The following is a 25,154-nucleotide window of genomic DNA, read 5'->3' as shown; positions in this document are numbered from 1 at the left end:
GGGGCGGGCCGGCGGTGCATCAACAAATAAGCACTGAATTAAAAGACGAGGAACATGCCGGCGGTCAGCTCGACGGGGCTGTAGCCGAAGTAGTTATTGTCCCCCCGGAACTGCAATACGCCCAGCTTGGCGTGGCTGTTGTTGGCGATGCGTGTGGCGTAGGCGTAGAACGACAGGGTCGGCTGGAAGTTGTACAGGTAGCCCAGCGAGTAGGCCGTCGACGTGGGTTTGCCCACGCCATCGCCCGTGTTGGTGCCGAAAGCGCCTTTGGCGTTGGCGCCGTCATAGCTGATGTGCGCCAGGCTGCCCTCGATGCGGTGTTTGCCGAGGTCGTAGGCGCCCGAGACGCCAAAGGCGTCGGCCGCATAGCCGCCCGCGTTCGACACGCGGTAGGAGGTGTAGGAGCCGCCCAAGGTAAAATCGTTCCACTTGTAGCGCGCGCCGACGATGTCCGTGACCTGGTTGCGCTTGAGGAAGTTCGGCGTGCCGCCCGTGCTGATGTCGTTGCTCTGCTGGTAATCCATGTGCGCGTAGCCGAGGAACAGGTCGCCCTTCTTGTACAGCACGTTGGCGGCCCAGCTACGGCCATCGTTTTCCAGGTCGGTGGCGGAAGACGCTTGCTGCCCGGCCGAATACGAGACTTCCGCAGAAATGTTGTTCCAGGTGGGGCTGCGGTAGCGCAGCGCATTGCCGTAGAACAAGGCCGTGCCCGAGTTGTTGCCGGCCAAACTCGTCGTCTTGCTGGCGTTGTTTGTCACGGGGTCCTTCAGGTAGCGGCCCAGGGATTCCGGGCGGGTGAGCGAGAACAGGGCGCTGAAGTCGTTGGCGCCGTAATTGTGCGCCGAGGCCAGGTCGGCGCCAAGCGAGACCCAGAACGGCGCCATGTACATGGTGCCGCCTTCGATCGAGCCCCAGGTGGTCGAGGCAAAGCCGACGGTGGAACCCCGGTTGAACAGCACGGACGAGGTGGTGTTGTTTTGCGTGCCGCCGCCCGCATTGCCGTTGAACAAGTTCAAGCCCGTCTCGACGCCGAAGATGGCCTTGTACTCGTCGCTGAAGACCCAGGCGCCCGTGAGGCCCAGGCGGCTGGCCATCTCGCCCTGGTTCAGGCGGTGGTTGGTCAGCTGGCGCCCGCTGGCATCCTTGCCGCGCGACACCGTATAGCCGATGTCGCCACGGCCGTACAGTTTCCAGTTGAAGCCGGTGGCGGGCTGCATGGGGGCCGCCACCGTTGCCGGTGCGGCCGCCATCGCCGCCGCCGGTGTGGGTTGCGCCGCTTTCGCTTCCATCTGCGCCACCCGGTCCTGCAACTGCGCCAGCATGGCCTTCATGTCGCTGAGCTCGTCAGCGCGTGCGTTAGGGCTAACAAATGGCGTCGCGAGAAGCACGCCGGTGATGGCCGCGGCCAGGGTGGTCTTGCGGAATGTCGTTTGCATGATCTTGTCTCCTGTGTTTTTTATGAGTATGGTTGCTGATCCCTGCCTTGCTTACATTGAAATAATCAAATTCCTCCCATGCACAAGTATTTGATATCGAGGAAGTCGTCCATGCCATAGTGCGAGCCTTCGCGGCCCATGCCCGAATGCTTGACGCCGCCAAACGGCGCCATTTCATTGGCGATCATGCCCGTGTTGATGCCGACCATGCCCACTTCCAGTTCTTCCGCCACGCGCCAGACTCTGCCCAGGTCGCGGCTGTAGAAATAGCCGGCCAGGCCGAACTGCGTGGCGTTGGCCATGGCGACGACTTCCTCTTCGCTGCCGAAGCGGAACAGCGGCGCCAGCGGGGCGAAGGTTTCCTCGGTGGCCACCAGCATGTCGCTGTTCGCTTCCAGCACCACGCTGGGCTCGAAAAAGCTGCCGCCCAGCGCGTGGCGCTTGCCGCCGATGGCCAGCTTGCCGCCCTTGGCCAGCGCGTCGGCGATGTGCTGCTCGATCTTGCGCACGGCGTTTTCATCGATCAGCGGGCCTTGCGTGACGCCCGCGTCCAGGCCATTGCCCAGTTTCAGCTCGGCCACCTTGGCCACCAGGCGGGCGGCGAAGTCGTCGTAGATGCTGTCCTGCACGTAGATGCGGTTGGCGCAGACGCAGGTCTGGCCGCTGTTGCGGTATTTCGACATCAGCACGCCTTCGACGGCCGCGTCGATGTCGGCATCCTCGAAGACGATGAAGGGCGCGTTGCCGCCCAATTCCAGCGACAGCTTCTTGATCGTGCCGGCCGCCTCGCGCGACAGCCAGGCGCCCACTTCGGTCGACCCCGTAAACGTGATCTTGCGCACCAGGTCGTTGTGGCACAGTTCCGTGCCGATGGCCTGCGCCGCGCCCGTCACCACATTGAAGACGCCAGGCGGCACGCCGGCGCGCAGCGCCAGTTCGCCCAAGGCCAGGGCCGACAGCGGCGTTTGCGACGCCGGCTTCAAGACCATGCTGCAGCCGGCCGCCAGGGCGGGACCGGCCTTGCGCGTGATCATGCCGTTTGGGAAATTCCACGGCGTGATGGCCGCGCACACGCCAATCGGCTGCTTGATGACGACGATGCGCTTGTCATTCGACGGCGGCGCGATGACGTCGCCATACGCGCGCTTGCCTTCCTCGGCGAACCATTCCAGGTAGGCCGCGTTCGAAACGATCTCGCCCTTGGCTTCGGCCAGCGACTTGCCCTGTTCCGTGGTGAGTATCAGCGCCAGGTCGTCCGCGTGCTGCAAAATCAAGGCATGCCAGGCGCGCAGTACCGTGGCGCGCGCCTTGACGGTCTGCTTGCGCCACAGCCGGAAGGCCGCATGCGAGGCGGCGATGGCGCGCCGCGTCTCGGCCGCGCCCATGCGCGGCACGGTGGCGATCACTTCGCCGGTGGCGGGATTGGTGACGGCGATGGTGGCGCCGTCATCGGCGTCGCACCAGGCGCCGTCGATCAGACATTGTTGTTTCAACAGGCTTGCGTCTTGCAGGTTCAACATGAGGATTCTCCTTGAATGGGGGCTTAGCCAGCTACAGATACTTGCGCGAGGCCGGCATCGACGATGATGTTCTGTCCCGTGATGCCGTCCGAATCGTCGGCCGCCAGGAACAGGGCCGTGCGCGCCACGTGGCCCGCGTCGAGCCGGTATTTCAGGCATTGCAGTTCGATGAAGCGGCGGTCTTCTTCCGGGTCGCGCCACAGCGCGGCCTGGCGGTCCGTGGCGATGGCGCCCGGCGCGATGGCGTTGACGCGGATATTCTGTTCGCCCAGCTCGCGCGCCAGGGTGCGCGACAGGCCCGCGATGCCCGCCTTGGACGTGGTGTAGCCGACCAGGTTGGGGCGCCCGCGCATCCACGAAATCGAGCCCAGGTTGATGATGGAACCGCCGCCGGCGGCCGCCATGCCGGGCGCCACCTGCTGGATGGCGAACACGTGGTGTTTCAAGTTCAGCGCCAGGCAGTTGTCCCAGTATTCGGGCGTCAGTTCGGCCAGCGAATGACGGTCGTCGCGGCCCGCGTTATTGAGCAGCACGCGGATGGCGCCGAAGCGCGCCTCGACGTCGGCCAGGCTGGCCTGGTAGGCGGCGATGTCGCGGATGTCGCTGTACACGAAACAGGGCGCGTGCCGGCACAGGGGCGCCAGACGCGCGGCCAGGGCGGCGCTGGCGTCGCCATCGATGTCGCAAAAAGCCACTTGCGCGCCTTGCAGGGCGAAGTGTTCGACCAGCGCAGCGCCGATGCCGGAGCCGCCGCCGGAGACGAAGACCACGCGGTCCTGCAGGCTGGGGTAGAGAGTGATGTTGGCGTTCATGCTGTCCTCAGGGTGAAGATCCGGGTATCAATCCCGGTACAGGGGTTCGGGGCGGCCGGCCACGTCCAGGCGCACGGCAAAGAGGCCGCCGGCCTGCGGCTGGCGCGCCAGTTCGTCGTCGCTGGCGCCTTCGCGCGCGCTGGTGATGTACAGGGTGCGCAGGTCGGCGCCGCCAAAGGCGATCATGGTGGGGCGCGTGACGGGCACGCGCACGATGCCGATGATTTCGCCCTGCGGCGAAAAGCGCAGCACCCGGCCGCCTTCGTATTGCGCGCTCCAGTAGCAGCCTTCCGCATCGAGCGCCGCGCCATCGGGGCGGCCGCCGTACACGGCGTCCTCTCCCTTGGCGGGCAGGCGGGCAAACACCTTGCGTTCGCCAACCTGGCCGCTGGCCGCGTCAAAGGCGTAACGGTAGATCACGTGGTTCGGCGTGTCGGACTGGAACAGGGCTTGGCCATCCGCGGCGAACGCCAGGCCGTTGCTGACTTTGACGCCAAGGCCCTGCTGCGGCCCCCAGCCCAGGCGGGTGGCGCCCCGTTCCAGGCAAAACATGGCAGCCAGTTCCGCCGTGCGCGGCTCGTACATGGCGCCGGCCCAGAAGCGCCCGGCGCTGTCGCAGCGGCCATCGTTGAAACGCATGTCGGCGCTGTCGTAGGGCGCATCGGCCAGCTTGTCGAGCAAGCCTTCCTGCGGGTAGAAACGGTAGAAACCGTCGCGCAGGGCCGCCACCAGGCCGCCTTTTTCCGCCAGGGCGATGCAGCCCGGCTCGCACGGCACCCACCAGACGCGATCGAGACCGGTCGCCGGATCGTAGCGGTGCAGGCGGCGTCCGGCGATGTCGATCCAGTACAAACACTGTTCGGCCACGCTCCACAGCGGGCATTCGCCCAGCTGGGCGCGCGCGTCGAGGGCCAGTTCGGGTTGCCATTCACGCATGGGCCTCCTCCGCATTTTCCTGCATGGCCAGGCGCATGGCGATGTGCAGCGTCTCGCCGTGCGCCAGCAGGCGCATGCCCGTGTCGTGCGCACCGCGCGCGGCCAGCGCAAACGCATTATTGGCGTGCGTGACGGGTTCGATGGCGATGAAGCTGCGTTCGTCGTTGGGCGCGAAGCATACGAGGTGGCGGCAATTGTCGCTGGCCGACAGCTGCACGCTGTAGTCGCCGTAATCGAGGCTGGCGCGGCCCGTCCAGCCGCTGTAGCAATGGTCGCTGTGCCAGCCGGCCACCGGCTGCGGCGTGGCGAATGGCGACGCTTGCGCCACGGGCGCCAGACCGGCCGGCAGGTGGTCGGCGCCCATGCTCCACACGCCATCCCATTGCGTTTGCAGGCGCAGGCCGGGCGCCAGCGGAAAGTAGGGGTGAAAACCCAGGCCGGCGGGCATGGCGCGCGTATCGTCATTGCGCACCGATAAGGTCAGGCGCAAGCCGGCAGCGTCGAGCAGCACGGTTTGCCGCGCCTCGCAGGCGAACGGCCAGTCGGCGTCGCCGCCGTGCACCAGCAGCAGTTCGGCGCTGTCGTCCGCACGCGCCGCCACGTGCCAGGCGCGCTGCCAGCCGAAGCCGTGGATGCTGTGCGGCTCGGGCGGGAAGTTGGCGCGCAGTGCATGCGTCTGTTCCTGCGCCTGCAGCACGGCGCCGCCGATGCGGTTCGAATACGGCACCAAAGGGTAGCAGGCCATTTGCCGCACGTCGGCAGCGGCTGGCGCGGCGCGCAGGATGTCGCGCCCGCGCCAGCGGAAAGCCGCCAGCGCGCCGCCCGTGGCCGGGTGGACGTCGGCGCGGCAGTCGCCGTGCGCCAGGGTGAAGGGAGACTGGTGGTCCATTTTCAGCCCTTCAAGCCGCCCGAGGTCAGGCCGCTGACGACCTTTTCCTGGAAAATCACGATCAGCACGACGATGGGGACGATGGCCACCACCAGCGCCGCCGAAATGATCGGCCACGGGAAGGCGAACTCGCCCTGGTACAGCTGGATGCCGACGGGCAGGGTGCGGTAAGCCACGGCCGAATTCATCGACAGCGCCAGCAGGAACTCGTCCCAGGAATTCACAAACGCGAGGATGGCGGCCGTCGCCACGCCCGGTGCGGCCAGCGGCAGCACGATGCGCCACAGGGCGCTCAGGCGGGTGCAGCCGTCGAGCATGGCCGCGTTTTCGATGTCGCGCGGGATATCCTGGAAAAAGCTCACCATCATCAGGGTGCAGATGGGCAGGTTCAGCACCGTGTACGGCAGCACCAGCGCCCAGTAGGAGTTCAGCAAGCCCAGGCTGCGCATGATTTCGAACAGCGGCACCATCAGGGTCACCAGCGGGAACATCGACACGCCGATGATGGCCGTCAGGATCAGGCCGCGGAAGCGCAGGCGCAAGCGGGCAATCGCATACGCGGCCAGCGCGCTGATGAACAGGCTGAGCAGGGTCGACAGGCCGGCCACGATCAGGCTGTTCGTCAGGAACGTCAGCAGCGGCTGGTCCTGGAAGGCGGAGATGAAATTGCCGATGGTCGGTTCGTGCGGCCAGTAGGTGATCGGCTTTTGCGTCAGTTCGCTTTCGGTCTTGAGCGAGGTAAACAGGATCCACAGGGCGGGGAAGACGCCGTTGAGGATGACGATCGCGGCGGCGAACCAGCGCAGGCGCTTCGATGAAAACAGGCCGCTCATTCTTTGTCTCCTCTTACATATTTCAGATACACAAACGTGGTGGCCATCGACAGCAGGAACATGAAGACCGCCAGGGTCGAGCCGTAGCCCACGTCGAGGTAGTCGACGGTATTGGACTGGATATACATGGCCAGGGTCTTGGTTTCGTCGCCAGGGCCGGGCATGTTGTAGGGAATATCGAAGGACTGGATGGCCGTCAGGGTGCGGAAGATCAGCGCCACCAGCATCGATGGCACCAGCAGCGGCAGGGTCACTTCCGTAAATTGCTTCCATTTGCTGGCACCGTCCACTTCGGCCGCCTCATACAGCGAGGCGGGGATGGTTTGCAGGCCGGCCAATAAAATCAGGGCCATGAACGACGAGGTTTTCCAGATGGTCGTGATGCAGATGGCGGCCATGGTCAGCGCGGGCGAATTGAACCAGATCTGCGGTTCCCAGCCCAGGCCGGGGATCAAGAGGTCGATGCGGCGGATAAGGTCGTTCACCAGGCCGTATTCGCTGTGAAAGAACCAGGCGAAGATTAGGCCGACGAAGGCCAGCGGCAGTGCCCACGGCAGCAGCAGCGCCAGGCGCACGGGCCAGCGGTACTTGAACGGCATGTTGGCCAGCATAGCCAGGCCCAGGCCCGCCACCAGCGCGCCCGGCACGGTGACGACGGTGATGATGACGGTGTTTTTCAGCGATTTCCAGAACAGCGCATCTTCCAGCGCCATCTTGTAGTTGTCCAGGCCCACGAAACTGGGCAGGCTGCCGCCGGACAGGCGGATGTCGAAAAAGCTGTTGTAGATCAGTTTGCTGACCGGGTAGGCCACGATCAGCAGTAAAAAGAGAATCGCCGGCGTCAGCAGGACCCAGGCCAGCGTTGTTTCGCTGGGGTCCGTGATGCGGCTTTTCAGGGTGCGTTGCCTCATGATTTCCTCGTCTGTTGCGGTGTGCGTATGCGTGTGCCGCCCGCGCCGCCGTCGTGGCGGCACGGGCGTGATCCCCTTAGCGCAGGATGCGCTTGACGCGGTTTTCGATCTCGCCCACGGCCGCCGCCGGCGTCTTCACGCCCGCCATCACGGCATTCGTGTTGACGCGCACGGCTTCGGACACTTCGCTGTAGCGCGGCGTGACGGGGCGCGAGCGGGCGCTTTGCACCACCGGCAGGGCATCGGCGAACCAGCCATTGGCGGCCAGCACTTCCTTGTCCTGGTAGACGGAGGGGTAGACGGGCAGGTTGGACGCCTTGAGGGCCAGCTGCTTCGACACTTCTGGGCTCGACAGCCAGCGCACCAGCTTGGCGGACGCCTCCTTGTTCTTCGAGAACGAGGACACGGCCCACTGCCAGCCGCCGATGCACGAGGCCGGCTTGCCGCCCGCCATGGCCGGCAGGCTGACGACGCCAACCTTATCTTTCACGCTGCTGTCGGCGCCATCCTGGAAGTGGTTCCACGCATAGCCCCAGTTGACGGCGAACAAGACATTGCCTGCCTGGAACTCCTTGCGCGTATCGTCGGTGGCCACTTCGGCAATGTTTTTCTTTGCCACGCCCTGGTCGACGAGCTTGCGCCACATGGCCAGGCCCGCTTCCGCCTTGGGCTTGTCCAGGGTCAGCTTGCCGTTTGTGACCAGTTCGCCGCCCTGGCTCCAGTACGGCAACAGGAAGGTGCAGACGGCGCCTTCGATGGCCTTGCCCTGGAAGCTGATGCCTTGCAAATCCGGATTCTTTTCGCCGGCCTGGATGGTGCGCGCCACGCTGGCCAGCTCATCCCAGGTTTTCGGCGCCGCCAGCTTGTACTTGGCCAGCAAGTCCTTGCGGTAATAGAGGAACATGGCGTCGGCAAAGGCGGGCAGGGCCACGACCTTGTTGTCGACCATATTCGCTTGCTTGTAGGCGGGCAGGTACTGGCCCATGATCTTGTCGCGGTCGGCGCCCAGGTATTTGTCCAGGCTTTCGATCCAGCCGGCCGACGCGTACTGGGCCGGGCGGATGATGTCGATCAGGAACACGTCCAGGGTGGTGTCGCCGGCCGACAGCACCGTGTTCAGGTATTTCTGCTGCAATTCCGACGTGGCGCCGCCCGTTTCCAGGTCGATCTTGACGCCGGGATTGGCGGCCATGAATTTGGCGAACAGTTCGCGCATGACTTCGGGGCGCTCCTGGCCGCCGACGAACACCTTGACCGTTTGCGCGTGGGCGTTGGTGGCCAAGCCGGTGGCAAGGACGAAAGTGGCGCCGAGCGCCAGGACGAGGGATTTGATACGCATGATGTTGTCTCCTGTTTTTTTGGAATGGGTATGCCGGTCGTTCGCGGCTTATCGGGAGGGCAGTACCGCGCCCCCTTGCGGATCGAACAGATGGAATTTTTCCATGTCCAGCTGTACCGTCACTTGCTGTCCAGGCGCCAGGGCGAAGGTGGGCGGCAGGCGCGCCGTCAATTCGCCCCCTTCGCACTGGAAGATGACCAGGGTTTCCGCGCCCAGCGGTTCGACCACCACGACTGTCGCGGCCAGGGCGGCGCTGGCGGGACTGGCCGCTTCCAGCGTGATGTCTTCCGGACGGATGCCGAATTCCACCGCGCGGCCGTCGAGCTTGCCGCATGCGGCCTGGCGCTCCGGCGGCAGGGCCAGGCGCGCCGCGCCCAGCACGATCTCGGCCTGGCCGGCGCCGTTGCGCGCCACCTTGGCACCGAGGAAGTTCATCGGCGGCGAGCCCGTGAAACCGGCGACGAATTTCGACACGGGTTCGTTGTAGATCTGGTCCGGCGTGCCGACCTGCATGATGTTGCCGCCGGACAGCACGACGATGCGCTCGGCCAGGGTCATCGCCTCGACCTGGTCATGCGTGACGTAAATGGTGGTGGCGCCTATGCGCTGGTGCAATTTCTTGATTTCCGTGCGCATTTCCGAGCGCAGCAGGGCGTCCAGGTTCGACAGCGGCTCATCGAACAGGAACAGCTTGGCCTGGCGCACGATGGCGCGGCCCATGGCCACGCGCTGGCGCTGGCCGCCGGACAGGGCGCGCGGCTTGCGGTCGAGTAAATGGTCGATTTTCAGGATGGTGGCGGCGGCGCGCACGCGCTGTTCGATTTCCGCCTTCGGGAACTTGCGCAGTTTCAAGCCAAAGCCCAGGTTGTCGAACACGGACTTGTGCGGATACAGCGCATAGTCCTGGAACACCATGGCGATATCGCGCTCGCGCGGCGGCAAGTCGTTGACGACCTGTCCCTCGATGGAGATGGTGCCGCCCGTGATCGATTCCAGGCCCGCGACCATGCGCATCAATGTTGATTTTCCGCAACCCGAAGGGCCCACGAAGACGACGAACTCGCCTTGCTTGATTTCCAGGTCGATGCCATGAATGACTTCGACGCCGTTGTCGTACTTCTTGACGACCTTTTCCAGTTTTACACCTGACATGCTTGTCTCCAAAAGATGCGAATGACGCGTCTGAGCGCGTTACGTGCGTTGCAACAATGTGTTGCAACAGAACAATTAGTAGGCGCCCGTGTCGAGGGCTTTCGCCAGCGACGGTTTCAGGGCCGTGATAAAGGCGTTGGCCTGGCGCATCATCATGCCCATGTCCGAAGCGATGGCCACGTAGTCATAGCCGTAATGGATGAAAGTGTGCACCATTTCCGGCGAGGGGCCGACAATGCCGATGGGTTTGCCGATGGCGCGGGCGCGGCGGGCCGCGTCGGCGATCGCCGCCTGCACGTCCGGGTGGCCGATATTGCCGATATGGCCCATGGCGGCCGACAGGTCGCCCGGCCCCACGAACAGGGCGTCGACGCCATCGACGGCGGCGATTTCTTCCAGCTGCCCCAGCGCGGCCGGGGTTTCCAGCTGGATAATCGAGAAGACGGCGCCGTTGGCGCGCGTGGCGTAGTCAGGCACGGTGCCATAGCGGCTGGCGCGGTGCATGGCGGCAAAACCGCGCGTGCCGGGAATGGCCTGGCCCGGCTGCGGATAGCGGGTGGCGGCCACGGCGCTGCGCGCTTCGGCCACGTTTTCCACGAAGGGGAACATCAAGGTTTGCGCGCCGATGTCGAGCGCGCGCTTGATCTGCACCAGGTCGTTCCAGGCCAGGCGCACGACGGGGCAGGCCGGCGTGCCGCCCAAGGCTTGCAGGATCTGGTAGGCGTCCTGGTAGTCGATGGGCACGTGTTCCATGTCCAGCACCAGCCAGTCGAAGCCGGCGCAGCCCATGGCTTCGGCCGTGACCGGCGCGCCGGCCATCAGCCAGCTGCCCAGCGGTACTGCGTTGTCCGCCAGCAAGGCGCGGAAAGGGTTGTCCAGGATATCCATAGTTGTGCTCTCTATATAGGTAGGGAAGGCGGCGGCGTCAGAAAATCGGCGGCTCCGGCGTGGCGGCGTTGCCCAGCAAGAAGTCCAGGTCGCAGCCCTGGTCCGCCTGCGTCACGTGTTCCATGTACAGCTTGGTGTAGCCGCGCGCATATTTCTGCGCCGGCGCCTGCCACTCGGCGCGGCGGCGCGCCAGTTCCTCGTCCGTCACATCCATGTTCAGGCTGCGCGCGGCGATGTCCAGTTCGATCATGTCGCCGTTGCGCACGAGGGCCAGCGGGCCGCCGACGGCCGCTTCCGGTGTGACGTGCAGCACGCAGGTGCCGTAATGGGTGCCGCTCATGCGCGCGTCGGAGATGCGCACCATGTCGCGTATGCCCTGCTGCAGCAGCTTTTTCGGCACGGGCAGATTGCCCCATTCCGGCATGCCGGGCGCGCCGATGGGGCCGCCATTGCGCAGGATCAAGACCGTGTTTTCATCGATGTCCAGGTCGGGCGCGTGGATCTGCGCCAGCATCTCGGCGTTCGAGTCGAACACGAGGGCGCGTCCCCGGTGTTTGGCGAACTTCGGGTTGGCGGCCGACGGCTTGATGACGGCGCCGCCAGGACACAGGTTGCCGCGCAGCACGGCCAGCGCCGCGCCGTCGGCCACCGGCTGCGACACCTTGCGGATGACGCTGTCGTCCAGGCAGACGGCGTCGGCGATGTTCTCGCCCAAGGTACGGCCCGTCACCGTCAAGGCCGTCAAGTCCAGCTGCGGCATGATTTCCTTGAGCAGGGCCGGCATGCCGCCCGCATAGAAGAAATCTTCCATCAGCTTGTCGCCGGATGGGAACAGGTTGGCGATGACGGGCACTTTTTGCGCCATCGCATCCATTTCATCGAGCGACAGGGCCAGGCCGGCGCGCCCGGCGATGGCGACCAGGTGGATGGCCGCGTTGGTCGAGCCGCCGAGCGCCATATAGGCGGCCACGCCATTCGACAGAGCGGCGCGGGTGAAGAAGCGCGACGGCTTCAAGTCTTCCCACACCATGCCGACGATGCGCTCGCCGCATTGCGAAGCCATGCGCACGTGGTTGGCGTCCATGGCGGGAATGCTGGTGGCGCCGGGCAAGGTAAAGCCCATGGCTTCGACGATGGACGTCATGGTGGACGCCGTGCCCATGGTGTTGCAGGTGCCGGGCGAGCGCGTCATTTTCGCTTCCAGCTTGATCCACTCGGGCTTGGCGATGTCGCCGGCCACGTAGTCGTCCCAGAATTTCTTGGTATGCGTGCCCGCGCCCACGCTCTGGCCACGGTAGCGGTCGTTGAGCATGGGGCCGGCAGGACAAAAGATGGCGGGGATGTCCATGCTGATGGCGCCCATCAGCATGCCGGGCGTCGTCTTGTCGCAGCCGCCGAGCAGCACGGCGCCATCGATGGGCAGCGAGCGCAGCAGTTCTTCCGTTTCCATGGCGAGGAAGTTGCGGTAGATCATGGTGGTGGGCTTGACCATCACTTCGCCCAGCGACAGGGCCGGCAGTTCGACGGGGAAGCCGCCGGCCAGCAGGATGCCCCGTTTGACGGCTTCGGCCCGTTCGCGCAGGTGCGAGTGGCACGGCGACAGGTCGCTCCAGGTATTGATGATGGCGATGACAGGGCGGTCGAGGAATTCCTCGCGGCGCAGGCCCATCTGCTGCAGGCGCTGGCGGTGGGCGAACGAGCGCATGTCGTCTGGGGCCAGCCAGCGCTGGCTGCGCAGGGATTCCAGCGTGCGGCGGGAGGTAGCGGAGCTCAATGTGTGTCCTTTTTGGTTGCCTGGCGCGCTGCGTATGGCGTTCCAGTGCGGCTGTCTCGGGTCTTGCCTGCCGCCTTTGTTAGCGCTAACATTGCAAGTACAGCGAAATATAATTTGAATCGCAGGGGGCTGTCAACAGATTTAATGCAGGGAGATTGCGCGCCGGCTGGCATCTTGCCGCGCGCAGCCATTACACTATCGGCATGATTTCAATGGCGCTAATTTCCACAGTGGAATTTCTGCGGCCCGGTCGGTACGCCACGGCGCTGCGGCGCCATTCTGGCATCCCCTGTGCCGCCGGCCATGGCATGATGCGTGGTGATCACCGATTTTTGAGAAGGCAGTACCCATGAACGACCCAGTACGCAAGCGGCGTGGCCTTGGCCGCAGCACCGTGTTCGATGTGGCCAAATTGGCACAGACCTCGGCCATTTCCGTGTCGCGCTATTTCAAGGAGCCGGACCGCGTGTCGCAGGAAACGCGCGAGCGCATCAAGAGCGCCATCGACCAGCTCGGCTACATCCGCAACGAGGCGGCCGGCGGCCTGGCGTCGACCCAGGGCCGCATCGTGGGCGCCATCGTGCCCAGCGTGTCGAACTCCATCTTTGCGGAAACCATCCAGGGCTTGTCGACCACATTGTCGCAGCACAATTACCAGTTGCTGCTGGCCACCCACGATTACTCGATCGAGACGGAAGAGAAGGTGGTGCGCACCTTTCTCGGCTGGTCGCCGCGCGCGCTGGTGCTGACGGGCGCCGACCACAGCGCCGCCACGGAAACCTTGCTGGCCGGCTTGCAGATTCCCGTCATCGAAACGTGGGATATCCGCCCCGAGCGGCCGTATCCGCAAATCGGTTTTTCGCACATCGCCACTGGGCGCGACATGACCTTGTATTTGCACGCGCAAGGCTACCGGCGCATCGTCTACGTCGACAGCGGCATCGGCAGCGATTTCCGCGCGCGCAAGCGGGCCCAGGGCTATGAGGAAACCATGCAGCAGCTGGGTTTGCGTCCGGAAATCGTGCAAGCGTCGGTGACGGCGCCGCTCGACGCGGGCGGGCAGGTATTCAGCGAGCAAATGGCGCGCGCCGAGCGTCCCGACGCCCTGTTTTTTGCCAACGACAACATGGCTGCCGGCGCCATCTATGAAGCGGCGCGCCTGGGCATCCGCATTCCCGAGCAATGCGCGGTGGCGGGCTTTGGCGACTTCCCGTTCTCGGAAAAACTCATGCCGGCGCTGACGACGATCCGCGTGCCCCGCTATGACATCGGCCGGCTGGCCGCGCAAGCCATCCTGCAGCGCCTGGGGGAAGTGGACGAGGGCGCCGCGCCGCCGGCCCTGGCGCCGCTGGCCTACCAGCTGATCGCGCGGGCCAGCGCCTGAGATGCCCCGGCTGCGACAGATATTGATGAATCATATTTCCATCATCACAACATGCAATTGGCTTGATATGCTGCGATGCGGCATCATTCATCTGTCTCCTCTACTTCCTCACAGGAATTAGATTCAGCCCGCTCCCGCAGCGGGCTTTTTTTTTGCCCCGCCTGTATTCGAACATGTATTCACATGAGTGGTAATAATGGATGTATGAAGTTTTACCATTATTTTTCATGGATGAAAGCCTCTATGATGCATTCATACTTCACTAGGAGGCACTACCGCCATGACCGTCACCACACACAATCTGGGCTACCCGCGCATCGGCGCCAAACGCGAACTGAAATTCGCCCTGGAAGATTACTGGAAGGGCGGCAGCACCTTGGCCGCGCTGGAAGGGCAGGGCGCCGAGTTGCGCCAGCGCCACTGGCAAGACCAGAATGCGCTGGACCTGGCGCCCGTCGGCGACTTTTCCTTCTACGACCAGGTGCTGGACTTGAGCTTTGCGCTTGGCAACCTGCCGCGGCGCGTGCGCGGCCTGGAAGGCGCGGCGCTCGACAACTATTTCCGCGTGGCCCGCGGCCGCTCGGCCAGCGACAGCGATTGCAGCTGCGTCCACGCCGGCGAAATGACGAAATGGTTCGACACCAATTACCATTACATCGTGCCGGAATTTTCGGCCGGCACGCAATTCAAGCTCGACAGCAGCCGCCTGCTGCAGCAATTGGCGCAGGCGCGCCAGCTGAATGTAAGGGCCAAGCCCGTGCTGATCGGTCCCGTCACTTATTTGTGGCTGGGCAAGGCGAAAGATGATTCCGACAAGCTGGCGCTGCTGCAAGGCTTGCTGCCCGTCTATGTGCAACTGTTGCAGGAACTGGCCGCGCAGGGCGTGGAGTGGGTGCAGATCGACGAGCCGATACTCGTCACTGAACTCGACGGCGCCTGGCAGCAGGCGCTCGTCACGGCCTACGCTGCCTTGAGCAAGGTCAATCATGTCAAACTGCTGCTGGCCACGTATTTCGGCAAGCTGCAAGACAACCTGGAACTGGCGTGCACATTGCCCGTGCAAGGCTTGCACCTGGACGCCGTCAACGCCCGCGAGGAAGTGGAGCAAGTGATCGCCCAATTGCCAAGTTCCAGCGTCTTGTCGCTGGGCGTGGTGAATGGCCGCAATATCTGGAAGGCGGATTTGAACGAGGTGCTGGCGTGGCTGGAACCCGTGCACGCCAGGCTGCAGTCGCGCCTGTGGATCGCGCCGTCGTGTTCGCTGCTGCACGTGCCCGTCGACCTGGACAGCGAACAAAAGCTCGATGCCGATATCCAATCCTGGCTGGCCTTTGCCCGTCAAAAGCTCGATGAAGTGCACACCATCGCCAGCGCTCTGAACCAGGGCCGCGCCTGCGTGCAAGCGGCGCTGGACGCGAATTTCGCCGCTGTGCAAGCGCGCCGCCAGTCGCCGCGCGTGCATAATCCTCAAGTCAAGGCTGCCGTGGCCCGCATCGACGCCAGCCTGGGCCAGCGCGCCAGCGGCTATGCCGCGCGCGCTGCCAAGCAAGCCGCGCTGCTGCAACTGCCGCTGTACCCGACGACGACCATCGGCTCGTTTCCGCAGACGGCGCAAATCCGCCAGGCCCGCAGCCAGTTCCGCAGCGGCCAGCTGGACGAAGCCGGCTATAAAAAGCTGATGCAGGCGGAAATCGCCCATTGCGTGCAGGAACAGGAAAGCCTGGGCCTGGACGTCTTCGTGCATGGCGAGGCGGAACGCAACGACATGGTGGAGTACTTCGGCGAACAGCTTGACGGCTACGCCTTCAGCCAGTTCGGCTGGGTGCAATCGTACGGTTCGCGCTGCGTGAAACCGCCCATTCTGTTCGGCGACATCAGCCGCCCGCGCGCCATGACGGTGGAGTGGAGTACCTATGCCCAGTCGCTGACGGACAAACCGATGAAAGGCATGCTGACGGGCCCCGTCACCATCCTGAACTGGTCCTTCGTGCGCGACGACCAGCCCCGTTCCGTGTCGTGCCACCAGCTGGCGCTGGCCATGCGCGCCGAAGTGCAGGACCTGGAACAGGCCGGCATCCGCGTGATACAGATCGATGAAGCGGCGCTGCGCGAAGGCTTGCCGCTGCGCAAGTCGCAATGGGCCGAGTATCTGCGCTGGGCCGTCGAATCGTTCCGCATCACGGCCAATGGCGTGGCCGATGAAACGCAGATCCACACGCACATGTGCTATTCGGAATTCAACGATATCATCGCGCAGATCGCCGACATGGATGCGGACGTCATCACGATCGAAACGTCGCGTTCCGACATGGAATTGCTCGACGCCTTCGATGATTTTAATTACCCGAACGAAATCGGCCCCGGCGTCTACGATATCCACTCGCCCAACATTCCGAGCCAGGAACAGATGGTCAAGCTGATGCGCAAGGCGGCCGAACGCATCCCCGCGCACCGCCTGTGGGTCAACCCCGATTGCGGCCTCAAGACGCGCGGCTGGAAAGAGGTCATTCCCGCGTTGGCCAATATGGTGGCGGCGGCGAAAACCTTGCGCGGCGACAAGGTCTGAGAATGGCGGGGCAGGGGAGGCCTGTAGAGATATAGCGGGATCGTATTTCTATCATCACAACATGCAATTGGATAATGATGCTGCGATGCGGCATCATTCACCTGTCTCCTCTATCTCCTCCAAGGAAATAGATTCAGCCCGCTTCCGTAGCGGGCTTTTTTTTGCCCGTTTCCATCGGCTTATCGCTTACCATACCTTCACGTAATCCTACCCTCCAGAAGGAAACCACCTGATGATGTCTCTGTTACGCGCCGCCGGCATGCTCGCGCTGACGGCGCTTGGCGCCTGTTCGGCGGAAAAGCATTCGCTCGACCGCCATCTGGCCCAGTTGCGCCCGGTCACGGTCGCAGCGTTGCCCGACATGGGGTGGCCGGCCGGCACGGCGCTGTGCCCGCTGGGTATTTATCAGAGCGAGCTGAGCGAATCGGCGCCCCATGCAGGTCGCGTCAACGCCTTCCTGAAGCAAAAGCAATTTCTGGGGGATGAAGGCCATTGGTCGCTCATCGTCGTCAAGCCGTTGCCGGCGGGAGACGCCGGTATCGAGCAACTGTTTTTCAAGCGTGCAGACTATGACGTGCTTAATGATCCGCAAGTCATCGCGCGAGATGTGGAGACCGTGCCGGCAGGGTTTGCGCCGCAGACTTGCGTAAGCGTGGAGCAAGCCCGCGTGCTGGTGACGCGCGAACAACGATCGCATCGAAAACTCCTCATTTTTGGAACGTCCTAGGTCAGATATTGATGAAACATATTTCCATCATCACAACATGCAATTGGATTTATATGTTGCGATGCGGCATCATTGCACCTGTCTCCTCTACTTCCTCACAGGAATTAGATTCAGCCCGCTCCCGCAGCGGGCTTTTTTTTGCCCGTTTTATATGCACAAAGCTGCGCACGCTTGCTTGCCATCATCGCCATCGTGTTGCTTTTGTGCATGCTAAACTGGGCCTTCCCCAGACCAAGGTTGCCTGATGCTTCAATTATTTCGCCACACGCTGGAGTCCACGCCCATCCTCGCCCTGTTTCTCGTCATCGGCGCCGGTTATGCGCTGGGACGCATCAGCGTGTTCGGCTTTTCGCTGGGCGTGGGCGGCGTGCTGTTCGCGGGGTTGGCGCTGGGCGCGTTTGCTCCCGGCGCCGTGCCGCCGCCGATGGTCGGCTCCATCGGCTTGCTGCTGTTTCTGTATGGCATAGGCGTGCAGTATGGCGTGCAGTTTTTCGCCGGCTTGCGCGGTGCGGGGCAGAAACATAACCTGATCGCCTTTGCCGCCGTCATGGGCGGCCTGGCCGTGTCCGTCTGGGGCGGGCAGTGGATCGATATCTCGCTGCGCATGGCCAGCGGCGTGTTTGCCGGCGCCATGACCAGCACGGCCGCCCTGCAGGCCGCGCTGGAAGCGTCGCACGGCAATGGCGACGCGGCCGTCGGCTATGCCGTCGCGTATCCGTTCGGCGTCGTCGGCCCCATGCTGGGCCTGTACCTGGCGGGGCGCATATTAAAACCCGTGCTGACGCCGCCGCCGGCGCCCATCGTCGTGTCCGAAATTACCATCGATGAAGCCAAATTGGCGGGGGCGGCCCTGTCCGAACTGGCCGATGGTCCCCTGGCGGGCGTGCAAGTGATCGGCGTGCGCCAGGGCCACCAGAACCGCTTGCCCGATCCGGGCCTCGTGCTCGGCGTGGGCGATGCGCTGATGGTGTCGGGCACGGTGGCGGGCGTGGAAGCGGCGCGCACGGCGCTGGGCCACCTGGATCCGGGCCGGCTGATGAAGGACCGCAGCGCGTTCGATGGCACGGAAGTGTTCGTGTCGGATGCGGAAATCGTCGGCGTGCCCCTGGGAGAATTGAACTTGGGCAAGGATTTTCCCCTGCAGATCGCCTTCATACGCCGCGGCGACGCCATGATCCTGCCGCACCCGTTCCTGACCCTGGAATTCGGCGACAGGGTGATGGCCATTGCACCAGCGAAACATGCAGCCGACGTGCGCAAGCTGTTCGGCAATTCCATCACGGCCACGGCCGAGTTCAGCTATGTCTCGCTGGGCATGGGCATGGTATTGGGTGTATTGCTGGGCCTGGTGCCTATCCCCTTGCCGTGGATCGGTTCGTTCAGCCTGGGCCTGGCGGGCGGTCCGCTGGTGATGGCGCTGATCCTGGGGCGCCTGGGCAGGGTCGGCAAGATCAGCTGGCGCTTGCCGCTGTCGGCCAACCTGGTGATGCGCAACTATGGCTTGACGATTTTCCTAGCCTCCGTCGGCATGGCGTCCGGCTTGCCCTTCGTGCAGCAAGTGGGCGCCGATGGCTTGCCCATGCTGGCGCTGGGGGCCGTGACGGTGCTGGTGGTAGTGGCATTGGTGGTGATCCTGGGCAAGGTCTTCCTGCGCCTGCCGTTTCCTGAATTGCTGGGCATCGCGGCCGGCGCCACGGGCAACCCGGCCGTGCTGGTGTTCGCCAACCGCCTGGCCAAATCGGACCGCCCGAACCTGGGCTACGCCATGATCTTCCCCAGCATGACCATCGTCAAGATCGTGGCCGTGCAAGTGCTGCTGCATTTGTATGGGTGATGGTGGCCAGCGTCAATCGCTTGCAGGGCGAAGTTGCTTGTTGGCCTCAATAAAACGGATGCCAAAAGACAGCAGCAAGGCGGCTGCGGCGCATCCTGCGGCAAGCCACAGGTTGGCTGAGAGGCCCAGCCTGTCCACTGCCTGGCCACCGGTCCACGCCCCGAGCGCAATGCCGATATTGAAGACACCCACATACAGCGCGGCGACGATCTCCACGGCTCCGGGCGCTGCCTTCAGCATCAAGGTCATCAGGCCGACCGATACGCCGCCGTAGGCCAGTCCCCAGGCCAGCAATACCATGCCGCCGCCGATGCCGGAATCGCCGATCGCCAGGAACAGCAGTGGCGTGAGCAGCAGGCCGCCCGAGATGGCGATGATGGTAGTCGCCGTGCGCCGCACGGCAACCACGCCTACCAGGAAGTTTCCAATGATGCCCGCGCAGCCATAGGCAAACAGCAGCGCGCCCAGCCATTGCGCATCAAACCCCGACACGGACAGCAGTAGCGGGCGCACGAAGGTAAAGGCCATGAAATGGCTGCTCACCAGCAACAGAGTCAGAAGCAGCCCCGCCTGCAACTGCCTGTTGCGCAGCTGTCTGCTGAATTGGCGCCAGGTCGTCGAACCGGCAGCGGGCAGTGCGGGAATGACAGCCAGATGCAGCGCCAGTACCAGGCTGCTGAACAGCGCCATGACGCCGAAGGCCCAGCGCCATCCCGCAACGTCGCCGATTTGTGCGCCTAGCGGCACGCCCAGCACGGAAGCTGCCGCCACGCCACCGAAGATGATCGACGTTGCCAGGCCGGTCGAGCGGGCAGGAACCAGGCGGGAAGCGAGGCCGCCGGCGATGGCCCAGATGCCACCCATGCAAAAACCGACGAGCACACGGGCAGCCAGCATCCACGCCATATTTTGCGCCAGGGCCGCGGCAATGTTCGCGATCACCAATAGTGTCAGCAAACCACAGAGAATCTTGCGCCGGTCCAGGCTGCCTGATGCGACCACGACCAGCGGCGCGAACAAGGCCGCCAGCAATGCTGGCAGCGAGATCATCAGGCCGGCGGTTCCCGTGGAGGTGTCCAGCGTGTCTGCAATCGGCGTCAACAGGCCGACCGGGAGCATTTCCGTCGTCACGACCGAAAAGGTGGCCATGCCGACCGCGCCGACCGCCAGCCATGGGTGGCGGACAGCGGTTTCTGTGGCAACGTGGGGAGACGTACTCATGGTTCATATCCTTCATGTGATCATTCGATAAGCGGCGCATGCCCTGCTTGCAACGGAGGTGCATCAAAGTGATAATACATACAGCGCGTATGAATAGTATATATACATACGCAATGAATGTAAATAATCATACGCTGCGTATGTAAGGAGAGAGCAATGGTTCGCCGCACCCGTGTGGAAATGGAAGAAACCCGTGCATCGTTGCTGGCCACGGCCCGCAAAGTGTTTAGCGAGCGCGGCTATGCCGACACATCGATGGACGACCTCACCGCGCAGGCAGGGCTGACGCGTGGGGCGCTGTATCATCATTTCGGCGACAAGAAGGGCTTGCTGCTGGCCGTGGTGGAGCAGCTCGACGCGGAAACGGATGGCCGCCTGCAAGCCATCTCCGACAGCGCCGCAGACTCGTGGGAAGGCTTTCGCCAGCGCTGCCGTGCCTATCTGGAGATGGCCCTGGAGCCGGAAATTCAGCGCATCGTCTTACTCGATGCCAGGGCAGTCCTCGGTGGCGCTTCACCGGATTCGCAGCGCCATTGCCTCGAATCGATGCAAGGGCTGATCCAGCAGCTGATTCAGCAAGGCATCGTGGCTGACGCTTGCCCAGAGGCATTGGCTTCGCTGATCTACGGCAGCCTGGCAGAAGCGGCGTTCTGGATCGCAGACGGTGACGAAGGCAATGCGCGCCTGATAAAAGGAGTGGCGGCTTTGGAATTGCTGCTGCGGGGGATGTTGCTTCAAAGGTAATTGTGTACAGTGGCAATCTCGCCAGAAGCGGACACGTCTGGAGACGTGGATGACGATATTGAGCAGGGTTGGACTTATATAGACATGGAGGAAAAATATGCAAGTCAAGCGTATCGTTGCAAATTTCCCGGCGTCGGATCCGGGCCTGGCGCGGACGTTTTACGAGGACGTGCTGGGTCTGAGCCTGTTGATGGACCATGGCTGGATCATGACGTATGGTTCGCAAAGCGAGATGAGAGTGCAAGTGAGCTTCGCGACGCAAGGCGGCTCGAACACCGCTGTGCCCGACCTTTCCATAGAAGTCGATGACGTGGATGCCGCATTGTCACGCATGCGTGGAGCAGGGTTTCCCATTGAATATGGTCCTGCCGATGAACCTTGGGGTGTCAGGCGGTTTTTCGTGCGCGACCCTTTCGGCAAGCTCATTAATATCCTGTCGCACATATAGGTGAAGTGCCTGCGGCAGCAGGCAGTCAATTCCGCCCGCTTCCCTCGCGCGCCAGCCTTTGTAAAACCCCTGGCGCCGCTCCCAATCTGTTGTACAATCATTGAGAACGGTCGTGCTTTTTTGTGCGCTGAGCTTCCTTGCGTGCAGTCATCACGGCAACCGATAAGAACAAGGAGACAGACATGGACCTGCATTACACGGCCGGGGAGACGGCGTTCCGCGATACGGTGCGCGCCTTCCTCGACACCCATTTGCCGGCGGACTTGCAGCGCAAGGTGCGCCAGCATCTGCGCCTGAACCGCGACGATTACGTGCGCTGGCACAAGATTGTCGCAAAGCAAGGCTGGGCCGCGCCGGCCTGGCCCGTCGAACATGGCGGCACGGGCTGGACGGCCGTGCAGCGCCACATCTGGGAAGACGAGTGCGCGCGCGCCGCCACGCCGCCTATCCTGCCCTTCGGCGTCAACATGGTGGCGCCCGTCATCATGGCCTTCGCCAACGCCGAACAGAAAGCCTATTATCTGCCGCGCATCCTGAACTGCGACGACTGGTGGTGCCAGGGTTATTCCGAGCCGGGCGCCGGTTCCGACCTCGCTTCCCTGAAAACCACGGCCCAGCGCGACGGCGACCATTACATCGTCAACGGCCAGAAAACCTGGACCACGCTGGGCCAGCACGCGGACATGATCTTTTGCCTGGTGCGCACGGATAGCACGGTGCGCAAGCAGGAAGGCATCAGTTTCCTGTTGATCGACATGAAAACGCCGGGCATCACCGTGCGTCCCATCATCATGCTCGATGAAGAACATGAAGTGAATGAAGTCTTTTTCGACAACGTGCGCGTGCCCGTCAGCAACCTGGTGGGCCAGGAAAACAAGGGCTGGACCTATGCCAAGTATCTGCTGGGGCACGAGCGCACGGGCATCGCCGCCGTCGGTCGCTCCAAGCGCGAATTGACTTTCCTCAAGCAGCTTGCCATGCAGCAAACCAAGCGCGGCGCGCCGCTGCTGCACGATCCCGCCTTCGCGGCCAAGGTCGCTACCCTGGAAATCGAATTGATGGCGCTGGAAATGACGGTCTTGCGCGTCATCAGCGATGAAGGCAAGGGGCCGGGACCGCAGGCGTCGATGCTGAAGGTGCGCGGTTCGGAACTGCAGCAGCAGCTGACGGAACTGATGGTGGAAGCCATCGGCCCGCAAGCCTTGCCCTTCGATCCCGCTTTCCTCGATGGCGGCGCGCCGCATGGCGCTGGCGGCGACGACCTGGCAGCGCCCTTGGCCGCGTATTACTTCAATTACCGCAAGACATCGATCTATGGCGGCTCGAATGAAATCCAGAAAAATATCATCACGCAGATGATCCTGGGCCTGTAAGCCAGAAGGAGACGACATGGACTTCCATTTTAATCAGGAACAGCAGCAATTCGCCGACGCGCTCCGGCGCTGGGTCGACAAGGATTACTCGTTTGAAACGCGCAAGCAGATCATCCACTCGGCCACGGGCGTCTCAAGCGCTGCCTGGGCCACCCTGGCCGAACTGGGCATGACGGCCTTGCCGCTGCCGGCCGGCGCGGGCGGCTTCGACGGCACGGCCGTGGACATGCTGCTGGTGATGCAGGAACTGGGACGCGGCCTCGTGGTCGAACCGTATTTCGCCACGGTGCTGGGCGCGCGCTTCCTGACCCTGGCGGGCGGTCATGACGCCGTGCTGGAGCAGGTTGCCGGCGGCAACCTGAAGCTCGCCTGCGCGCTGGGCGAACGCCAGTCGCGCCACGATTTACATGACATCGCCACCACCGCCACGGCCAGCGGCGACGGTTTTGTGCTGGATGGCGAGAAAACCGTCGTCATCCACGGCGCGCAGGCGGGCGCCCTGATCGTTTCCGCGCGCAGCGGCGGCGGCCAGGACGGCACGGATGGCATTTCGCTATTCCTCGTGCCTGTGGATGCGCCGGGCGTGACCGTGCGCGACTGCCGCACCATCGACGGCCAGCGCGCCGCCACCGTCACCCTCGTGCAAGTGGTGCTGGGGCATGACGCGCTGATCGGTCAGGCGGGGCAGGGCTGGGCCGTGCTGGACGCGGCCGTCGATTACGGCGCGGCCCTGCTGTGCGCGGAAGCCGTGGGCACCATGGGCGCCATCTTCGCCGCCACGCTCGAGTATCTGAAAACGCGCCAGCAGTTCGGCGCGCCCATCGGCAAGTTCCAGGCCTTGCAGCACCGCATGGCCGACATGTTCATCCACCTGGAACAGGCGCGCTCGATGGCCATGCTGGCCGCCACCAAGGTCGACAGTGCCGACGCGGCCGAGCGGCGCCGCACGGTGTCCGCCGCCAAGGCGCGCGTGGGACTGGCCGCCACCTTTGTCGGCCAGCAAGCCGTGCAATTGCATGGCGGCATGGGCGTGACCGATGAGTTACCTGCCGCCCACCATTTCAAGCGCCTTTCCATGATCGCCCTGACCCTGGGCGACGTGGAGCACCATATCGAGCGCTTTATCGCCCAGCCGGGCTTTTTGCCGACGGAGACCGCATGACCGCATTGACCGGAATCAAACCCAAGCACTGGTATTTCGAAGATTTTACGCAAGGCCTGGAAATCGACCTGGGCCAGCGCCACGTGACGGAGCGGGAAATCATCGCCTTCGCCACGGATTTCGATCCGCAGCCGTTCCACGTCGACCATGCGGCCGCTGAAAAAACCATCTTCAAGGGCGTCATCGCCAGCGGCTGGCACACGTGCGGCATGATGATGCGCCTGGTGGTGGATAACCTGCTCAAGCACTCGTCCAGCATGGGTTCGCCCGGCCTGGACAGCATCCGCTGGCTCAAGCCCGTGCGCGCGGGCGACACCTTGCAGCTGACCTACCAAGTCAAGGAAGTGCGCCCATCCACGTCGAAACCGGATCGCGGCATCGTCATTTCCGTGTGGAGCGTGCGCAACCAGCATGGCGAAGTGGTGACGACGGTGGAGGGCATGGGCATGTTCGGCCGCCGCCCGGCGGAGCCAGCGGAGCAACACCATGCGTGATATCGCCGGCATCGCCGGTTTCCAGGCCCTGGCGGGACAGCACGTGGCCATTTCCGACTGGCTCACCATCACCCAGCAGCGCATCGATACCTTTGCCGACGCGACGGACGACCATCAGTGGATCCACGTCGACGCGGAGCGCTGCGCGCGCGAGTCGCCGTACGGCTGCACCGTGGCGCACGGCTTCTTGACGCTATCCTTGCTGCCGGCCATGCTGCAGGGGGCCTTGCACATGGCCGGCATCCGCATGGCCATCAATTATGGGCTCAACAAGGTGCGCTTCCCCGCGCCCGTGCCCGTGAACAGCCGCCTGCGCGCGCGCCTCGACATCCTCTCCGTCGACGACTTGCCGGAAGGGGCGCAAGTCAACTGGGCCGTCACCATGGAGCGGGAAGGCGACGCGAAACCCGTGTGCGTGGCGGAGTTTTTGATGCGCTGCTATCCCTGAGCGGCAAGTTGAACCCGCTTCGCCGGCCGGCAGGCAGTCGTGCGCTTCTGCGCGTGCGCCAGGTGTACGCTGGTGGCGCGCCGGCGTTTTCCGGCGAAGGAGGCGATGATGTCCAACAAGGCAAACAGTGGAAATAGCGGCGCCGGCAAGGGCGCCACGGGCAGCGGCAAGGCCGCCGCCGGGGGCGGCGGCGCTACGGGCAGAGGTCCTGGCCCGGGAAATGCAGGCGGCTGGCCCAGCACGACGGGACGGCCATCGGGGAC

The 25,154-nt window shown here is 63.9% G+C and carries 22 protein-coding genes; 10 read left to right on the top strand and 12 right to left on the bottom strand.

Going from position 1 to position 25,154, the window contains the following annotated elements:
• Positions 1 to 38: 38 nt before the first annotated feature.
• The 11 genes from O3301_RS05685 to araD all read right to left on the bottom strand — a co-directional run bounded on the left by O3301_RS05685 (position 39) and on the right by araD (position 12,421).
• Positions 39 to 1,436: a porin gene (locus O3301_RS05685; RefSeq protein ID WP_305055819.1), complete on the bottom strand. Its 1,398-nt coding sequence runs from the start codon at positions 1,434 to 1,436 to the stop codon at positions 39 to 41.
• A gap of 65 nt (positions 1,437 to 1,501) precedes the next feature.
• Complete coding sequence (locus O3301_RS05680) at positions 1,502 to 2,956, bottom strand: NAD-dependent succinate-semialdehyde dehydrogenase (protein WP_289910515.1); 1,455 nt, start codon at positions 2,954 to 2,956, stop codon at positions 1,502 to 1,504.
• A gap of 23 nt (positions 2,957 to 2,979) precedes the next feature.
• Positions 2,980 to 3,768: an SDR family NAD(P)-dependent oxidoreductase gene (locus O3301_RS05675; RefSeq protein ID WP_305055818.1), complete on the bottom strand. Its 789-nt coding sequence runs from the start codon at positions 3,766 to 3,768 to the stop codon at positions 2,980 to 2,982.
• Positions 3,769 to 3,795: 27 nt separating this feature from the next.
• Positions 3,796 to 4,704 (bottom strand): SMP-30/gluconolactonase/LRE family protein, encoded by a 909-nt coding sequence (locus tag O3301_RS05670; RefSeq protein WP_305055817.1) that lies wholly within the window; start codon positions 4,702 to 4,704, stop codon positions 3,796 to 3,798.
• A complete protein-coding gene (locus tag O3301_RS05665; protein WP_305055816.1) occupies positions 4,697 to 5,593 on the bottom strand; it encodes an aldose 1-epimerase in 897 nt (298 codons plus the stop codon). The genes O3301_RS05670 and O3301_RS05665 overlap by 8 nt, the downstream gene beginning before the upstream one ends.
• A 2-nt stretch (positions 5,594 to 5,595) precedes the next feature.
• Positions 5,596 to 6,426, bottom strand: a complete 831-nt coding sequence (locus O3301_RS05660; protein WP_034755232.1) for a carbohydrate ABC transporter permease — start codon at positions 6,424 to 6,426, stop codon at positions 5,596 to 5,598.
• The gene (locus O3301_RS05655; RefSeq protein ID WP_305055815.1) at positions 6,423 to 7,337 is read right to left on the bottom strand and encodes a carbohydrate ABC transporter permease; all 915 of its coding nucleotides are present in this window, start codon (positions 7,335 to 7,337) and stop codon (positions 6,423 to 6,425) included. Before O3301_RS05655 ends, O3301_RS05660 begins: the two co-directional genes overlap by 4 nt.
• A gap of 76 nt (positions 7,338 to 7,413) precedes the next feature.
• Positions 7,414 to 8,676: an ABC transporter substrate-binding protein gene (locus O3301_RS05650; protein WP_305055814.1), complete on the bottom strand. Its 1,263-nt coding sequence runs from the start codon at positions 8,674 to 8,676 to the stop codon at positions 7,414 to 7,416.
• A 48-nt stretch (positions 8,677 to 8,724) separates the two neighbouring features.
• The gene (locus O3301_RS05645) at positions 8,725 to 9,828 is read right to left on the bottom strand and encodes an ABC transporter ATP-binding protein (RefSeq protein WP_099388104.1); all 1,104 of its coding nucleotides are present in this window, start codon (positions 9,826 to 9,828) and stop codon (positions 8,725 to 8,727) included.
• A gap of 75 nt (positions 9,829 to 9,903) precedes the next feature.
• A complete protein-coding gene (locus O3301_RS05640; protein WP_305055813.1) occupies positions 9,904 to 10,716 on the bottom strand; it encodes an HpcH/HpaI aldolase/citrate lyase family protein in 813 nt (270 codons plus the stop codon).
• Between the two features lie 37 nt (positions 10,717 to 10,753).
• Positions 10,754 to 12,421: an L-arabinonate dehydratase gene (gene araD, locus O3301_RS05635; RefSeq protein WP_369811582.1), complete on the bottom strand. Its 1,668-nt coding sequence runs from the start codon at positions 12,419 to 12,421 to the stop codon at positions 10,754 to 10,756.
• 418 nt (positions 12,422 to 12,839) lie between these two features.
• Here araD and O3301_RS05630 point away from each other — a divergent pair, with 418 nt between their 5' ends.
• From O3301_RS05630 to O3301_RS05615, 4 genes are all read left to right on the top strand, one after another.
• Complete coding sequence (locus O3301_RS05630) at positions 12,840 to 13,874, top strand: LacI family DNA-binding transcriptional regulator (protein WP_305055812.1); 1,035 nt, start codon at positions 12,840 to 12,842, stop codon at positions 13,872 to 13,874.
• 280 nt (positions 13,875 to 14,154) lie between these two features.
• Positions 14,155 to 16,440, top strand: a complete 2,286-nt coding sequence (gene metE, locus O3301_RS05625; protein WP_305055811.1) for a 5-methyltetrahydropteroyltriglutamate--homocysteine S-methyltransferase — start codon at positions 14,155 to 14,157, stop codon at positions 16,438 to 16,440.
• Positions 16,441 to 16,672: 232 nt separating this feature from the next.
• Positions 16,673 to 17,167, top strand: a complete 495-nt coding sequence (locus O3301_RS05620; protein ID WP_305055810.1) for a hypothetical protein — start codon at positions 16,673 to 16,675, stop codon at positions 17,165 to 17,167.
• 244 nt (positions 17,168 to 17,411) lie between these two features.
• Positions 17,412 to 19,001, top strand: a complete 1,590-nt coding sequence (locus O3301_RS05615) for an aspartate:alanine exchanger family transporter (RefSeq protein ID WP_289904642.1) — start codon at positions 17,412 to 17,414, stop codon at positions 18,999 to 19,001.
• 12 nt (positions 19,002 to 19,013) lie between these two features.
• Here O3301_RS05615 and O3301_RS05610 read toward each other — a convergent pair whose 3' ends face one another.
• Positions 19,014 to 20,222 (bottom strand): MFS transporter, encoded by a 1,209-nt coding sequence (locus O3301_RS05610; protein WP_305055809.1) that lies wholly within the window; start codon positions 20,220 to 20,222, stop codon positions 19,014 to 19,016.
• Positions 20,223 to 20,378: 156 nt separating this feature from the next.
• Here O3301_RS05610 and O3301_RS05605 point away from each other — a divergent pair, with 156 nt between their 5' ends.
• From O3301_RS05605 to O3301_RS05580, 6 genes are all read left to right on the top strand, one after another.
• On the top strand, positions 20,379 to 20,966 hold the full coding sequence (locus O3301_RS05605) for a TetR/AcrR family transcriptional regulator (protein WP_305055808.1): 588 nt from the start codon (positions 20,379 to 20,381) through the stop codon (positions 20,964 to 20,966).
• A 97-nt stretch (positions 20,967 to 21,063) separates the two neighbouring features.
• Positions 21,064 to 21,414 (top strand): VOC family protein, encoded by a 351-nt coding sequence (locus tag O3301_RS05600; RefSeq protein WP_305055807.1) that lies wholly within the window; start codon positions 21,064 to 21,066, stop codon positions 21,412 to 21,414.
• 182 nt (positions 21,415 to 21,596) lie between these two features.
• Positions 21,597 to 22,787, top strand: a complete 1,191-nt coding sequence (locus O3301_RS05595; RefSeq protein WP_305055806.1) for an acyl-CoA dehydrogenase family protein — start codon at positions 21,597 to 21,599, stop codon at positions 22,785 to 22,787.
• A 16-nt stretch (positions 22,788 to 22,803) separates the two neighbouring features.
• A complete protein-coding gene (locus O3301_RS05590; RefSeq protein ID WP_305055805.1) occupies positions 22,804 to 23,949 on the top strand; it encodes an acyl-CoA dehydrogenase family protein in 1,146 nt (381 codons plus the stop codon).
• A complete protein-coding gene (locus O3301_RS05585; protein ID WP_099667501.1) occupies positions 23,946 to 24,443 on the top strand; it encodes a MaoC family dehydratase in 498 nt (165 codons plus the stop codon). The genes O3301_RS05590 and O3301_RS05585 overlap by 4 nt, the downstream gene beginning before the upstream one ends.
• Positions 24,436 to 24,891 carry a MaoC family dehydratase gene (locus O3301_RS05580; protein ID WP_305055804.1) on the top strand — a complete coding sequence of 152 codons (456 nt, stop codon included), beginning with the start codon at positions 24,436 to 24,438 and terminating at the stop codon, positions 24,889 to 24,891. The genes O3301_RS05585 and O3301_RS05580 overlap by 8 nt, the downstream gene beginning before the upstream one ends.
• The last annotated feature ends 263 nt before the right edge of the window (positions 24,892 to 25,154 follow it).

The sequence above is a fragment of the Janthinobacterium sp. SUN211 genome, from assembly GCF_030587315.1.
In the GTDB taxonomy this organism is placed as follows: Bacteria; Pseudomonadota; Gammaproteobacteria; order Burkholderiales; family Burkholderiaceae_D; genus Janthinobacterium; species Janthinobacterium kumbetense.
Note: the sequence above shows the minus strand (reverse complement) of the source record. Positions and strands in the feature narration are given on the sequence as shown.